15 protein-coding genes are annotated in these 15,003 nt (G+C 42.1%); 3 read left to right on the top strand and 12 right to left on the bottom strand.

Annotation, left to right across the window (positions count from 1 at the left end):
- Positions 1-12: 12 nt before the first annotated feature.
- Genes EQM06_RS05550 through ruvC form a run of 4 tightly spaced genes read right to left on the bottom strand, consistent with a single transcriptional unit; the run spans position 13 to position 3,638 of the window.
- Entirely contained in the window at positions 13-1,431 is a 1,419-nt protein-coding gene (locus EQM06_RS05550; protein ID WP_164914362.1) for a SpoIID/LytB domain-containing protein, read from the bottom strand.
- Between the two features lie 17 nt (positions 1,432-1,448).
- Entirely contained in the window at positions 1,449-2,462 is a 1,014-nt protein-coding gene (gene ruvB / locus EQM06_RS05545; protein WP_128745384.1) for a Holliday junction branch migration DNA helicase RuvB, read from the bottom strand.
- Between the two features lie 20 nt (positions 2,463-2,482).
- Positions 2,483-3,079, bottom strand: coding sequence for a Holliday junction branch migration protein RuvA (ruvA, locus tag EQM06_RS05540; protein ID WP_128745383.1), 597 nt, complete (start codon positions 3,077-3,079; stop codon positions 2,483-2,485).
- A 52-nt stretch (positions 3,080-3,131) separates the two neighbouring features.
- A complete protein-coding gene (gene ruvC / locus EQM06_RS05535) occupies positions 3,132-3,638 on the bottom strand; it encodes a crossover junction endodeoxyribonuclease RuvC (protein ID WP_128745382.1) in 507 nt (168 codons plus the stop codon).
- A 291-nt stretch (positions 3,639-3,929) separates the two neighbouring features.
- Between ruvC and EQM06_RS05530 the strand changes: the two genes are divergently transcribed.
- Positions 3,930-4,379, top strand: a complete 450-nt coding sequence (locus EQM06_RS05530; protein ID WP_128745381.1) for an arginine repressor — start codon at positions 3,930-3,932, stop codon at positions 4,377-4,379.
- 23 nt (positions 4,380-4,402) lie between these two features.
- Entirely contained in the window at positions 4,403-6,079 is a 1,677-nt protein-coding gene (gene recN, locus EQM06_RS05525; protein WP_128745380.1) for a DNA repair protein RecN, read from the top strand.
- Between the two features lie 134 nt (positions 6,080-6,213).
- Here recN and EQM06_RS05520 read toward each other — a convergent pair whose 3' ends face one another.
- The 5 genes from EQM06_RS05520 to EQM06_RS12875 all read right to left on the bottom strand — a co-directional run bounded on the left by EQM06_RS05520 (position 6,214) and on the right by EQM06_RS12875 (position 11,044).
- The gene (locus tag EQM06_RS05520) at positions 6,214-6,717 is read right to left on the bottom strand and encodes a shikimate kinase (RefSeq protein WP_230975029.1); all 504 of its coding nucleotides are present in this window, start codon (positions 6,715-6,717) and stop codon (positions 6,214-6,216) included.
- A 125-nt stretch (positions 6,718-6,842) separates the two neighbouring features.
- Entirely contained in the window at positions 6,843-8,810 is a 1,968-nt protein-coding gene (locus EQM06_RS05515; RefSeq protein ID WP_128745379.1) for a bifunctional 4-hydroxy-3-methylbut-2-enyl diphosphate reductase/30S ribosomal protein S1, read from the bottom strand.
- Entirely contained in the window at positions 8,797-10,080 is a 1,284-nt protein-coding gene (locus tag EQM06_RS05510) for a replication-associated recombination protein A (RefSeq protein ID WP_128745378.1), read from the bottom strand. The genes EQM06_RS05515 and EQM06_RS05510 overlap by 14 nt, the downstream gene beginning before the upstream one ends.
- Positions 10,081-10,118: 38 nt before the next feature.
- Positions 10,119-10,703 carry an SPOR domain-containing protein gene (locus tag EQM06_RS05505; protein WP_128745377.1) on the bottom strand — a complete coding sequence of 195 codons (585 nt, stop codon included), beginning with the start codon at positions 10,701-10,703 and terminating at the stop codon, positions 10,119-10,121.
- Between the two features lie 176 nt (positions 10,704-10,879).
- Positions 10,880-11,044 (bottom strand): hypothetical protein, encoded by a 165-nt coding sequence (locus tag EQM06_RS12875; protein ID WP_164914361.1) that lies wholly within the window; start codon positions 11,042-11,044, stop codon positions 10,880-10,882.
- 479 nt (positions 11,045-11,523) lie between these two features.
- Between EQM06_RS12875 and EQM06_RS05500 the strand changes: the two genes are divergently transcribed.
- The gene (locus EQM06_RS05500) at positions 11,524-11,682 is read left to right on the top strand and encodes a zinc-ribbon domain-containing protein (protein WP_128745376.1); all 159 of its coding nucleotides are present in this window, start codon (positions 11,524-11,526) and stop codon (positions 11,680-11,682) included.
- 113 nt (positions 11,683-11,795) lie between these two features.
- Here the strand turns inward: EQM06_RS05500 and EQM06_RS05495 are convergent, their stop codons facing one another.
- Genes EQM06_RS05495 through EQM06_RS05485 form a run of 3 tightly spaced genes read right to left on the bottom strand, consistent with a single transcriptional unit; the run spans position 11,796 to position 14,707 of the window.
- The gene (locus EQM06_RS05495) at positions 11,796-12,614 is read right to left on the bottom strand and encodes a BKACE family enzyme (protein ID WP_128745375.1); all 819 of its coding nucleotides are present in this window, start codon (positions 12,612-12,614) and stop codon (positions 11,796-11,798) included.
- Positions 12,615-12,644: 30 nt separating this feature from the next.
- On the bottom strand, positions 12,645-13,439 hold the full coding sequence (locus tag EQM06_RS05490; protein WP_128745374.1) for a cyclase family protein: 795 nt from the start codon (positions 13,437-13,439) through the stop codon (positions 12,645-12,647).
- Between the two features lie 50 nt (positions 13,440-13,489).
- On the bottom strand, positions 13,490-14,707 hold the full coding sequence (locus tag EQM06_RS05485; protein ID WP_128745373.1) for an MFS transporter: 1,218 nt from the start codon (positions 14,705-14,707) through the stop codon (positions 13,490-13,492).
- Positions 14,708-15,003: the final 296 nt, after the last annotated feature.

Genomic DNA, 15,003 nt, shown 5'->3' with positions numbered 1-15,003 from the left:
CCATTTCCTTTCCTAATGTATCGAAATATCCGTATAATAATACTTCAATATATCCTCATATGTAAAGCCTTTTTTAGCCATTTCCACCGCACTGTCCTGAGGCATGCCTACTCCATGGCCGTATCCCAATCCCGTAAAGGTCACATTTCCTCCACTGACGCTTTCTAAGGTATTTGATATTTGACTTCCTCCCGAAGCCTGTTGCTGCAATTTCGTTGTTTTGCCGTTATGAACATATACGTCCTTTACAGCAATGGGACTGGCCGCCCCATTTTTATTGACTGCATATATGGTTTCCGGAAGTTCTGCCGCACGGTTTATACCTTTTGAAAAGCCATAAGCTGTTGACGTCTTATCCTCGCTGGGCTGAACGGTTTCAGCCTCTCCCATAGAAAACATCGTCGATTTGATAAGGGAAGAGCCCAATACGCTTCTTATTTTGTCCTTTTGAAGCACAGCGGTTCCACCGGTTCCTGTAAATTGAAGGGTTTCTACCGCTCCGGACTGATTTCTCTTTGTTATGGAAACCGTAGTAACGTTGCCCACATTGTAGCCTGCGGAAGCCAATTTACTGGACAATTCCGCAAAGGTAAAGGATTGACTCCACGAATACGCAGGAGAATACTCATCCTTGACCGCTTTCAGGTATCCCACATTTCCTCCCCACACGTCTTGGGAATCTTGCGTATAACCGCCGCTGTTCTTATAGAAAAAGGCGTTTACAGTCTCGCCATTATATTGAATGGTTTCTCCTCTGGTAGCATCTACCGCATGAACTGTCTCCGGGTATTCATCCGTATATCCCTTGTAGACTTGGCAATGCGTAGTGGCACAAAGATCAAAACCATATGACTTATGATTCCCAAGATTGCAGACAGCATAGCTTCTCGCCGCCACGGCTTGAGCTTTTAACGCCTCTTCCGGATAAGATTTACTTAATTCTGCATTGATGACACCATATAAATATTCTTCTACCGGCAGTAAATTAATAATAGTCAATTTTCCTGAGGTGCTATTGAATAAAATCCCTCCCCGGTATTGACTGCTTCCAAAGCCTACAAGACCATCGTTGTCATACGGCATCAGACAATTTGCATTGGTCTGACCCTCATTCAGGATAACCGTTTCTCCTGAGTTCTTCGTTCCTATGAGCTGTATGTTTCCTGACTCAAGGCGGATCAACACCCTGTTCACATCCGGAAAGGCTGTGAGTTCGGTAAAGCCTTCATTGCTTCCCATACCAAGCCGCACACCGCCGTCAAAGGTCATTTCATACTCACCGGCACTTGAACTTCCATATTTTAAACCAATCCTGATATACTCCGGCATGGTGGAAGCATCCGCACAGCTGACGCTAAAAGCCGCATATGCGGTTATGATTACTATACATGCTATAGCTATTGACAAAAATCTTTTTACTGTAAACTCCATATCCATTCCTCATATTCTTACTCTGGCATTTTGATTCCTAAGTGCTTATAGGCCTGTTCTGAAACCATTCTTCCCTTTTGCGTTCTGTGCAAAAATCCCGCTTGAATCAGATAAGGTTCGTAGACATCTTCAATCGTGACCCGATCTTCACCGATGGAGGCGGCAATGGTATCTATGCCCACAGGTCCGCCCTTGAAACGCTCAATAATCAGCTTTAGGATTTCTCTGTCCAGTGCTTCCAGCCCGTATTCATCTACTCCAAGAGATTTCAGGGTTTCATTGGTTATATCCAGATCAATGACTCCTCTGCCCTTCACCTGACTAAAGTCTCTTACCCGTTTAAGTATCCTGTTGGCAACCCTTGGGGTTCCTCTTGACCGCTTAGCCATAGCTTCCAGGGACGCATCATCCACTTCGATGTTTAAAAGCCCCGCAGATCTCAGAATAATTTTTTTCAATTCCTCTATGGTGTACAGTTCAAATTTGCTGACCACACCGAACCGATCTCGGAGAGGGGCAGACAGACTTCCTGCTCTGGTAGTGGCTCCTATTAAAGTAAATTTCGCCAAATCCAGACGAATCGATCTGGCCGACGGGCCTTTTCCTATGATAATATCCAGCGCATAATCCTCCATGGCAGAATACAGCACTTCTTCTACCGATCGGTTCAATCTGTGTATTTCGTCGATGAAGAGCACATCGTTTTCATTTAGATTCGTGAGTATTGCTGCCAAGTCCCCGGCTCTTTCTATAGCCGGTCCCGATGTGATTCGCAGATCCACCCCAAGCTCATTGGCTATAATTCCGGCCAGCGTAGTTTTCCCTAAGCCCGGCGGACCGTAAAAAAGCACATGATCCAGCGGTTCATTTCGCATCTGCGCCGCTTCAATAAACACCTTTAAGTTTTCCGTAGCGGTTTTCTGACCGATGTAGTCCTCTAATTTTTTAGGCCGCAGCGTAAGCTCTACGCCTTCTTCCTCCTTATTTTGATTCGCAGAAGTGATCCGCTCATCATATTCCATAAAATCCATTGTACATGCTCCTGTTTATATCAGCATAATCTCTTTAATGCCTTCTTTATATACTCCTCTACTGTCAAATCGTTTTCCTCTATCCCCGCAAGAGCCTCTACCGCCTCACCCTTGCTGTATCCGAGAGCGATCAAGGCACGAACGGCTTCTCCTTTTTCATTCAGGCTGGCACCGGCAATATCGGAGGCCGGTATGCCGCCGACTATAGCTTCCGTCGCATCCAGCTTATCCTTTAACTCCAGTACAATCCTCTGAGCAATTTTTTTGCCGATTCCGTTTGCTTTCGTCAAAGCCGCGGCATCCTCAAAGACAATAGCTTTTTGGAGTTCCGTGATTGGCAGGGCGGATAAAATAGCCAAAGCGGCTTTTGCCCCGACGCCGTTGACCGTCATAAGCTTCCGAAACAGCTGCAAACTTTCCCGATCAGCAAACCCATACAGGCTTATGTCGTCCTCTCTTACTATCATAGCCGTATAAACCATGACCTGCTGACCTTCTTTTGAAAGATACACAGCCGAATTGTCCGGAACGGAAACCTCATAGCCCAATCCGCCCGTTTCTATCACAACACCGCCGGGAAAATTTCCGGCTAATGTTCCTTTTATAAAATGAAGCATTTTTCCTCCTTCACCCTTTGTACTCTACATCTATTTATCCGGGTTATCCTTATTATTTCAGCTTTGCTATTTTTGAAAGGCGCTTATTGGCATTAGATGAATGCCCGTGACATATGGCTGCTGCCAAGGCATCTGCGGTATCGTCGGGTTTTGGGATTTCTTTCAGATTTAAAATCGTCTTTACCATACTTTGTACCTGTTTTTTTTCCGCCCTTCCGTATCCTACAAGAGCCTGCTTGATCTGCAGCGGCGTATACTCGGCTATATCCATGCCTGAATTGGCACAGGCAAGAATAGCTACGCCTCTGGCCTGTCCCACCATAATAGCGGTTTTCGTGTTGGTGTTAAAAAACAGTTCTTCAATGGAAGCCACTTCCGGTTCATACTCTGCAATGATTTCTGTCAGGGAACTATACAAACATTTAAGCCTGTCCGTCATGCTCATGGAAGCCTCCGTTGTAACGGCTCCATATCCGCAGACGTCAAAATGATTTCCCTTCATTTCAATGATGCCATACCCTAAGATCGCATATCCCGGATCTATTCCTAATATTCTCATACATTCTCCATAACTATAATAGTATACCATATATTTGTTTGATTCCAAATCGTATTATCTTTTCCATTTTATCACACAAACACATGTTTGTCTACCCATGTATATACAACCCACAAACAGCCAGTAATCTATTCTATATACGATTTCTGCTGTTTCCGGCTAAGCTTGATTTGTAATGGGATTCGGTTCCTATCGATAAAGAATAATTAGTATTGAATACTTCTGTATAATTATGTTATAGTATACACGTAATGTATTTTTATAAAAAAAGAGCTGCGCGGAGGTAATAGTATGCGTTATTCAAGGCAAAACAAAATTCTTGAAATTATAAGCACTTATGAAGTGGAAACACAGGAAAAACTCGCTTCACTATTAAAGGAAAGCGGCTATGATGTTACTCAGGCCACCATCTCAAGAGATATTAAGGAACTGCAGTTGATCAAAGTCCTATCCAACACCGGAAAATACAAATATGCTCTGGGAAATTCCATAGAAACGCCTATTTCTGATCGGTTTATAAAAATTTTCAAAGAGACGATTCGGAGTGTAGCCCCATCTTATAACCTTATTATAGTAAAAACCTTATCCGGTTGCGGTCCTGCGGCAGGTGAAGCGATTGACTCACTGAACTTCCCGCACATTGTCGGTTCTGTTGCAGGTGATAATACCCTGATGATCATCGTAGATGACTTGGAAAATGTCCCTGCTCTGGTACAAAAGTTTAATGATTTACTACAATAATTTACGCTGGGAGGTTCATCATTATGATTTCTCATTTACATGTAAAGGATTTCGCTATTATTGACGAAATGGATGTGGATTTCCATACCGGCTTAAATATCATCACTGGCGAAACGGGTGCGGGCAAATCTATTATTATAGAAGCAGTAAGCCTTGCTTTAGGGAGCCGGGCGGATACTGCTTTTGTTCGTTCCGGGAAAGATAAAGCGGTAATCGAACTGATTGTGGAAGACTGCTCCCCTCAAGCCGCAGAGCTGTTGGCAGAAAACGATATTGCCGCCGAGGATGATCAGGTCATTATCCGGCGTGAAATTTCCGCTGCGGGCAAGAGCATATGCAGGGTCAACAATCAAATTGTATCGGTATCCTTCTTAAATGCTCTTTGTAAAAAATTGGCAGATATTCACGGCCAATATGATCATCAGTCCTTGCTGGATCCTGAGCTGCACATTACCTTTTTAGATTTATACAACAGTGCGGAAATACTGCCGGTCAAGGCTTTGACTGAAAAGTTCTATCTGGAGTATAAAAAGCTTACGCTGGAATTAAATCGATTGGTATCCAATGCGGCTGACAATCAGCGCAAACAGGATTTCATGACCTTTGAATTAAACGAAATCGACAGTGCAAGGCTTTCTCCCGGCGAAGATACCGCCTTGGAAGAGGACATCCTTTCTCTGCAAAACAGCGAAAAAATATATGGAAATCTGTCCAATGCTTACGATGCCATTTATGGGGATTCGCCTTCTGTTCTGCAAGCCTTATCCAGAGTACAAAATCAGCTGCAGGAGATCGCTTCTTATTCCAGGCCGGTCAATGACCTACTCTCTGATTTTGATGATGCCTATTACAAGCTGGAAGATATCAGTCAGGAAATCCGAAATATTCGGGAGCACATAACCTTTTCACCGGAGCAGCTGGACTCGGCTATCTCAAGAATGAATCAAATCGATAAACTGAAACTGAAATATGGCGGATCCATTGAAAAAATAGTATCCTACCGGGCACAGCTGGAAAAAGATCTGGCTCAGATCGAAAACATAGATGAAGCAAAAGAAAGGCTCTCTCACGATTTATCTGTGTGCGAAGAACAGCTGAAATTAGCTTCTGAACGGCTTTCGGCTCTCAGAAAGACCTCTGCCGCAGAACTTCAAACTAAAATTAAAGAACAGCTCCACGAGTTGAGCTTTAATAACTCAGAATTTGAAATCGGCATGACCGAAAATCCAGCCGGTTATACTGCAAACGGTACAGATCTGGCAGAATTTCTGATCAGTACAAATCGGGGAGAACCGTTAAAGCCTTTATCCAAAATTGCTTCCGGCGGAGAAATGTCCAGAATCATGCTGGCCTTTAAAAAGGTCATTGGAGATTATGATGATATTCCTACCATGATTTTTGATGAAATAGACACGGGTATCAGCGGAATAGCTGCCAGCGTCGTCGGAAAGAAGCTGAAAGAAATCGCACGAAATCATCAGATCATCTGCATTACCCACCTTCCGCAGATAACGGCTTGCGGAAGCCATAATTATAAAATAGTAAAGCATTCGGATGAACGTGCTACCTACACCACAGTCGTACCTCTTTCCCGGGAGGAAAAGATTCAAGAGGTCGCTCGTCTTTTAGGCGGGCTCAACATCACCGAATCTACTTTAAAAAGTGCGGAAGAGCTTATCGAAGCTTCTGCCTTTGAATAATACATAAAAGGTGGTTACGCCGAAGGGAGCCCATGGTTTCCTTCGGCGGCTGCAAACAGCCTGAGTCTCCCCCCTTATCGGCGAGGGGTACTCACTCTGCCACTCCCTTTTGAATTTATATTCGTTGGTTTTCTTTAGCAAGGCTGTTCTATGGATTCTATGATTTTTTCAATGGTCTGTTCCACAGTCAGCCCGTCCGCATCCACCACCAGATCTGCGTTTGCTTCATATAACGGGGCTCTCTGATCATATAAATCTTTCAACGTCTGTCCGGGAGCCATTGTCACACCTCGGGTCGTGATATTATCCAGTCTGCTTTCAATCGTTTCAAAAGGAACCTTAATATATACTATAATTCCGTTTTTCTTAAAATGATGGATGGCTTCCGGATAGTATACGGCACTTCCGCCTGTTGATACAACGGCATTCTCAATATTTACACTGCGAAGCACATATTCCTCGACCTTTTTAAAATAATCATTTCCTTTCGTATTGATCAGTTCCTGTAATAAGGCTCCTTCTCTTTCCTGAATAAGCAGATCCGTATCGAGGAACTTCATCCCCACCGTTTTCGCCAAAATTACTCCCACTGTACTTTTGCCGCAGGCTGGCATTCCTATTAAAATCAAATTCTTCACGTGTACCACCTCACTCTGTATAAGACCCGCTCTTTCGCATCACGAGATGCAAGCAGAGCTTCACGTACAAAAATAGCAGGGCGATATATACGCCCCGCTATCTTGAACTTTTTTAGAATGCAAAATTATTCAGCATCTTCTTCCGGTGCTTCTTCTGCTTCGTCAGCAACAGGAGCTTCCAGCGTTTCTTTGATGCTTAAGCTGATTCTCTTTCTGTCCTTGTCGATTTCAAGAATCTTTGCCGATACTTCTTGTCCAACTGAAATTTCATCAGAAATGTTGGTCACACGCTTGTGTGCAATTTCAGAAATATGTACAAGACCATCAAGACCTGGTTCTAATTCTACGAATGCACCATATTCTTTAATCTGTACGATTTTTCCTGTAATAACCTGTCCAACCTGATATTTTTCATCGATAATAGACCATGGTTCCGGCTTTGTCTGCTTCAATCCAAGAGAAATCTTTCCTTTTTCATTGTTCATGGATAGGATCTTAACAGCTATCTTCTGTCCAATAGAAAGGACTTCCTGCGGGTGCTTTAATTTGCCCCATGAAATCTCTGAAATGTGCAGCAGGCCGTCAATACCGCCGATATCTACGAATGCACCGTAATCAGTGAATCTCATGACAGTACCTTCAACGATATCGCCTTCGCTTAGGCTGCCCCAGACTTCATCGATTTTCTTCTGTCTTTCTTCTGCTAAATAAGCCTTATGGGAGAATACTGCTTTACCTTTTTTCTGATCAACACGAGTAACTCTTACCGGAAGAGTTTTACCGATAAATTCTTCTGCCTTATCCACAAACTTGTCCGATAATTGTGAAAGAGGAATAAATCCGTAAACTTCTTTATACGCAGCAATAACGCCGCCTTTCACTTCTTTAATAACTTTAGCGTTAACAAATGATTTATCTTCAAGAGCACTATTAATTTCATCCCAATGCTCATTTACTTCTAACTTTTTCTTAGAAAGTAGAATGTTTCCGTCGCCGTCGTCAGTCTTTAGTACTTTAGCCTGGATTTCATCGCCTTCTTTAAATAAATCTGTAAGCTTTTGTTCTCCTTCCAGTGTTAATTCGTCCTTTGGTATAATACCGTCCTTCTTGCAGCCAAGATTAACAACAACTTCTCTGTCAGTTACCTGAATTACAGTACCATCTACGATCTCTCCGCCTCTAGGCAATCTTAATGACTTCTCAATTTCATCCATTAAGTCGTGCATTAAATTTTCTTCATTGTTTTCAGTGATAAATTCACTCATGTTAGCAATAACCTCCTTAATTAAGCGTTCAGGTGTCGATGCACCCGCCGCAACTCCTATTTTATTACATAATTCAATATCTTTCAATGGTAAATCTTCTATATTTTCAATAAAATATGCTTTTTCGCAATATTTTTTTGATAGATCATACAATTTTTGGGAATTTGAGCTTTCTTTATCTCCTATTACCAGCATAAGGTCTACCTCTCGTGCCAGGCTTTTACAGCTTTCCTGTCTGGATTTCGTCGCGTTGCAAATGGTATTGCTGATCTGTAATCTGCACTTTTTTTCTTGAAGCTTAGAAATAATTTCCTCGAAGTGGCTTTGCTGAATGGTAGTCTGGGCCACCACAAAATAATCTGCCGGCTCCAGCTTGTCTGCTTCACCTACGGAGTTTATAATACAGGCACTGTTTTGACACCACCCATTTATTCCCCGAACCTCAGGATGCAGACGATCCCCCACAATAATGATTTTCTCTCCGGCATCGTAGGCTTCTCTTACTAAGTTATGGATCTTTGCTACAAAGGGACAAGTCGCATCGACCAGTTGGAAGCCTATTTCTTCCGCCCTTTCATAAAAGCTCCTGCCCTCGCCGTGGGAACGGATAATCACCACATCTTCCTTGCCCGCTTCTTCTTCCTTTCGGAGAATTTGTACGCCCTTTTGCTCAAGCTCCTCCGTAACCAGTCTGTTATGAATCAAAGGACCGCAGGTAAATACTGGTCTGCTCCCTCTATACTTTTCGGCCGTTGCTTCTGTGATCTCTATGGCTCTTCTAACTCCAAAACAAAATCCTGAGTTTTCTGCCAGTTTAATCTCTGCCATTTATTTTTCTTACTCCTTCTAAAAACTTTTTAAAAGCCGCTTCGCTTCCATTTTCCGTAGGTTCATAGTATCGGACTCCCGCTTTATACAGGTTGTCCGGCAAATATTGCTGTTTTACATATCCTCCGTATGCATGAGGGTATTTATAGTCCAATCCGATACCTCTACTCTGTGCTCCCGCATAATGGGAGTCTTTTAGATGAAGCGGTATGTCATCAATCTGTTTCGTTTCAATATCGTTCATTGCTTTGTCCAGTGCCATATAAGAGGCGTTGGATTTAGGGGATGAAGCCAATAATACCACGGCCTCCGCCAAATTGATCTGAGCTTCAGGATATCCCACCATCAAGGCCGCCTGAACACATGAGTTGACAATGGTTATAGCCGTCGGATAGGCCATGCCGATGTCTTCGCTGGCCATGACCAGAAGTCTTCTGCCGATCATCTGAATATCTGCGCCTCCATGGATCAGTCTGGCCAGATAATGAACTGCTGCATCGGGATCACTGCCCCGTATGGATTTCTGCAAAGCTGATAAAAGATTATACCGATCCTCTCCCCTGTCATAGAATGACGTTTTTCGCTGCATGGCTTCCCCTACAAGCTTCGTGGTAATCTGCATGTCCTGATTTAGATTATCCGCTATAAACCCAAGGGTATCCAGCGCTACTCGGGCATCGCCGGAGCTTAATTCCGCCAGCACTCTGAGCGCTTCTTCATCGTATCCAATGGAAAGATTGCCCAGCCCCCTCTCCGTATCCTGCAATGTATATTTCAAAATATTCATCAGATCTTGAACCGTATGAGCTTTGAACTCATAAATATTTCGAACCCGGCTTATAATGGCATTGTTAATGGAAAAATAAGGGTTTTCTGTGGTACTTCCAATAAAGTGTATAACGCCCTCTTCGATTGCCTTTAACAGTGTATCCTGCTGCAGCTTATTCCACCTGTGCACCTCGTCCACATATACATATGTGGACTGTTTCTGTATTCCAAAGAATTTTAACTGTGCTTTTTCAATAATCTCTTTTAATTCCTTAATGCCTGTAGAAGCTGCGTTGAGTTCATAAAATTCCCCATCCATTTCCCGGGCAATAATTCTTGCCAGTGTGGTTTTCCCAGTACCGGAGGGTCCGAAAAAAATGGCCGAATCAAATGTTTTATTTTTTATGGAATTGTAAAACAGCGAACCCTTGTACATAAAATGGTTCTGTCCTATGAAGTGATCTATGCTGTCCGGACGCATCCTTGTTGAAAGAGGAATCATATTGTTTACCTTTCTGTATTTTCTCTGTTTTTTCTGTTTTATCTCGGTGTAATAAAAGCATCGAAATACTTCGTTCCCGCTAAGGTATTCATGGTGGCAACCGCTTGCTCCTTCTGCTCAAATAATTGGCTGACAACCTTATAGGCGCCGTCCTTTTCAATGATTTCAGCGTTAATACCGCTTGTTTTGAGTTCAGAAACAAGGCTTTCAGCACTTAACTTAGTCGTGAAGCTTCCAAATTGTATACAATATCCGTTTTGGGTAGCTGGCGCTGCTGTTTGTTCCGTCGGCGCAACATTCAATTTATCCTCCACAATCCCTGAACCAGAAGTATTCTGCTGAATTCCCTGATCGGTGGTGTTCGGGCTGTCCTTTCCTTTGGTATCCTCCGGATTGTCCTCATTCAAAAAAAAGCTTAAAAACTTTTCGATTTTAAAGCCCTCACGATTCGCCCCATCTGAATTCGTATCGCCCGAATTAAACACCGGATAGATAATAAATCTTGCTGTTCCGTATCCAAGTAATACCGCAATACTTATTATAACAATAATTGCAGTAAAATTCACCTTTGTTTTTTGACGAAAAGCATTTCTCCTTCGCCTTCTTCTGACTAGTCTCATCATTTATTTATCCTCCCTACTCCTTATCAGGAATACCATGCTAATTCATTGTATGATTTTAAATAAAAAAAATGCCCAACTCCTTTAACAGAATTGAGCATTTGCTTTCGGGCTTTACTGCCTGCCTATAGGCCGAAGGAAACCATGGGTTCCCTGACGGAAGAGGCGTAGCCACTTTTTTATGACTTGGCTTTACAGGACTTTCCCTGAGCACAGTCGTTCTTACCTATTCTTTTAATAATAAAATAAGTCAGGGTCATATCAATGGCATAAAGGACTGCATAGATCGCTGTGACCCATTTTGCGTGTTTCTTATAATTCCAATCTGAAAAAATTTTCTTCATAACTCCCGCCTTTCTTTTCACATTCTGCCCGGTGCTTTTAGCACTGCCACCAGAATTACGGCTAATCGCCCGTCCTCATAACAAAATTATATTCGATAGTATAGATACTTTATACTTTATATTTTACCCTTTACTTTTCAAAAATTCAACTTATTTGCATAGTATTATTTCTTCTGCAACTATTTCCTTTTACATAAAATCCAGTGTAGAAAAATATCGAATTTTTATTCTTTTAATTAATTTGTTGTATTTTTAAATTTGATAGGAAATAGTTGTAGACATTTAAGCTCATTCACTATATAATGAAGGTATTAAATATTTAAAATAACTTTGGCTCGATCTGACCATGGAAAGTTCTCTACCCGGAAACTAATGTCCCTAGCATCTGAACGGAAAAACTTCTCAATCTGAATCGTCTCCCATTTCGATATTTTAAATATTTAGAAACTTTTTTTTAAAAACATGGAGGAATTAAGATTATGGAAGACAAGACACTTATTTGTCAGGATTGTGGGAATGAATTTGTATTTACTGTTGGAGAGCAGGAATTTTACAAAGAAAAAGGTTTTGACAATGAACCAAAGAGATGTAAGGAATGCAGGGACAAGAAAAAGCAGGAAAGACGTAGAGATAGATAATTATTCAAACGACTTACATTATAAAGACCGAGAAATATTCTCGGTCTTTTTAGTTGAAATCCTACCCACATCTACGATGTGAGCAGGACGCATACTGAAATTTCAGTTCAATTTTATTTCTTTAATCCTAAGATCTGCCGTGCATCATCAGGACTTGCCACCTCATTAGCCGCTTCCTTGATAATATTGGCTGCACGAGTGACCAACTGAGCATTCGTGGCCAGCACACCGCTTTTATAATACAAGTTATCTTCCAGCCCGACTCGAACATGGCCTCCTAGAGCCACAGCCGCAAGAAGTATTGAAATATTATTTTTCCCAATGCCCAGTGCAGACCAAGTGGAACCTTCCGGAATCAAATTCTTTAAATACACCAGATTTTCTACCGTCGCCGCAGTACCTCCGGCAGCTCCCAGTACAAATTGGTAATGCAGAGGCGCTTTTAGTACATTTTTTTTCAGATAATACAACGAATTGTAGATCATACCCGCATCGAAGATCTCAATTTCAGGCTTCACACCGTATTGCTGCATGGTGTGCCCCAGTTCCTCCAAAAATTTCGGAGAATTTAAAAACAGACTGTTATTCATCCAATTCATTGATCCGCAATCGTAAGAAGCCATTTCAGGTTGAACGGATTTCAAATGAGCCTGTCGGGTTTCATCCGTTGCATTCAGATCTCCCGATGTCGTGCAATTGATCACGATATCGCACTTTTCTCTTATTAGCTGAACGGTTTCTTCAAATTTACTCTTTTCCATAGTTCCGTTGCCTTCATCGTCCCTCATGTGAAGATGGGCTATAGCAGCTCCTGCTTTATAGCATTCATAGACCTCTTCCGCGATTTCGTGAGGAGTCATGGGAATATGGGGATTCTGTTCTTTTTTAGGCCATGCTCCTGTAGGAGCAATGGTTATTATAGTCTTATTCATGGAAATACACCTCCCTGTGCCAAATCCTGCTTATACTGTCTTTTCTGAATCGTCCTGCTCTTCTACAAAAGCAACCGCCCGAATCCAGCCGGCGCTGGCTTTTTTTATTTTAATTGGGAAGCAGAAAAAATGGCTTCCCGTAACAGGAAGAGATTCTAAATTTGTAAGCTTTTCAATATGAGAATACGCCTTAACGGCTCCTGCTCTATGTCCCTCCCAAATCAATTCCTTATCATGAGTTTTATCAAAGTCTTTTGCTTCAATAGGAAGCGGTCTATCCCAGCTCCATGCATCGGTTCCTGTCACGTGAACCCCTTGATTCACAAGCCAAAGAGTCGCCGCCCTGGACATTCCACAGCCGGAAGACAGATATTCTGCTGTTCCCCACTTTTTGCTTGCTCCCGTATTTACCAGAACAATGTCACCGGGCTTTAACGTATAATGAATTTTTTTAAAGTACTCTTCAAAATCTTTCGGCTCCACCTTATACCCATCCGGCTTATCTCGGAAGTCTACTACCACTGCCGGGCCGTGAAACCAGTCCAGAGGGATTTCGTCAATGGTCCACGCTCTTTCCCCTCCGTTCATAGTGGGATAATAATGATAGGGCGCATCTATATGCGTGCCTCCGTGAGTCGATATTTTTAAAAATTCAACAGCCCAGCCATTTCCCTCCGGCAAATCTTCTACGGTAGCATCTCCAAAATATTCCAACATATCTTTTGCCGTTTTTTTATGATCCTGATAATCAATATATGGTCTGTAATCCGGCGGATCGCTCGGCAATCCGCTTTCGATTGCAATACTTAAGTCTACAATTTTCATTTCAATTCCTCCTATCGCCATTTCATAAAAAGTTATTATTTATCCTCTTACTATGCGTTCTGCTGTCCTCTTCCCGGCAGGAAAATCATCCCTACAAAAGATAAGAAAAAAAACACAGAACAAATCCCAAGACCTATAGTCAAGCTGTATTTTGCAGCGACCACACTGAGTATAAACGGTGCAATAGCGGATAATCCCCGGCCAAAATTAAAACAGAACCCGGCTCCTGTTGCCCGGACTTCTGTCGGATACATTTCCGGAAAGTATGAACCAAATATGGTTGTAAAGGATACAAAGAATGCATACACCGGTCCGAGGAAAAGCAGCATATTCGGAGCTGTTGCAGACAAATAAATCGGCAGTGTAACTGTCAGCCCAATAAAGGTGATCATCAGAGCCTTCTTTTTCCCCAGTTTGTCGGCTATAACTCCAAAGACATTCATACCTATAAACATTCCGACGTTGAGGATTACCATAAATTTAGCCATGGTAGCCGTATCCAGTCCCTTTTCCGTTACCAATAGTGTCGGCAGCCATGTAGATGCTCCCCAATAGCCGCTGAAAGCAAATGCCGAGACAATTGTGGCTATAATAGTATTTTTTCTGAATGGGGCGGAGAAAATTTCGCTTATAGATGCTTTCTGTTCCAACTTCACTGCCTGTTGTTTATTGGCCTTTTTGCTTTCTTCCCATTCTTTTGATTCAGGTACGGCAAAATACATATATAATGCGGGGATAATGGCTAACGCCCCTGTTAAGAAGAGAACTCTCCATCCATACGCAGGGATCAAGATTCCCGCAAGAAACGATGCAAACCCGGAACCTACCGGAAAGGAACTAAGAGTGAAGGAAGCTGCTCTGCCTCGAAGGTGCGGAGCCCATGTTTCATTAATGTAGGTAGACAGAACTGCCCAAAGGCCGCCTAATCCAAAACCTGCAAGGAATCTGAGAATCATAATAGCCGCCCAGCTCTGAGCCACATAAATTAACGCAGTTAAAATTCCAAATGAAGTCAAGCTGAATAACAGGGTTTTTCTTCTGCCGTAATTGTCTGCCATCCATCCGATAAAGAACGAACTAAGACCGATTCCAAGCAGAGTGATAGTGCTAAGCAAACCTCCCTTTTCAATAGAAATGTGTAAATCTTTAATAATCATTGCCAAAGACATGGCCAAAAGTGATAAGTCAAAAGAGTCAAAGGTGTAACAAGCAAATCCGCCAAATAAGACCTTCCATCTTTGGGGATTCTTTTCTAAGGTTTCATTCATGATATTCCCTCCTTTTTAAAACAGTCATTTTGTGACAACTTACCATATGGATTTTTCTGATCGGGTGTAACGTGCACATTACACCTTTTATAAAAGCAAATTTCATGCCAAATCAAAATTTGTTTTGTTTGCCATTATGAAATTGCAGAATTTACACATTTGAAGCGAAAATAAGCTTACAGGCTGAAAGATGCCCAAAGAAAAAAAGTGTAAACATCAGTTTACACTTTTAGTCTTATCTATTAAATTTATTCAAAATCCAAGCTCTTTACAAAGTGTAAACTTTATTTTACGTA

The organism is Aminipila luticellarii, from assembly GCF_004103735.1.
GTDB classification, from domain to species: domain Bacteria; phylum Bacillota; class Clostridia; order Peptostreptococcales; family Anaerovoracaceae; genus Aminipila; species Aminipila luticellarii.
This window is presented reverse-complemented; position numbering and strand designations above follow the sequence as displayed.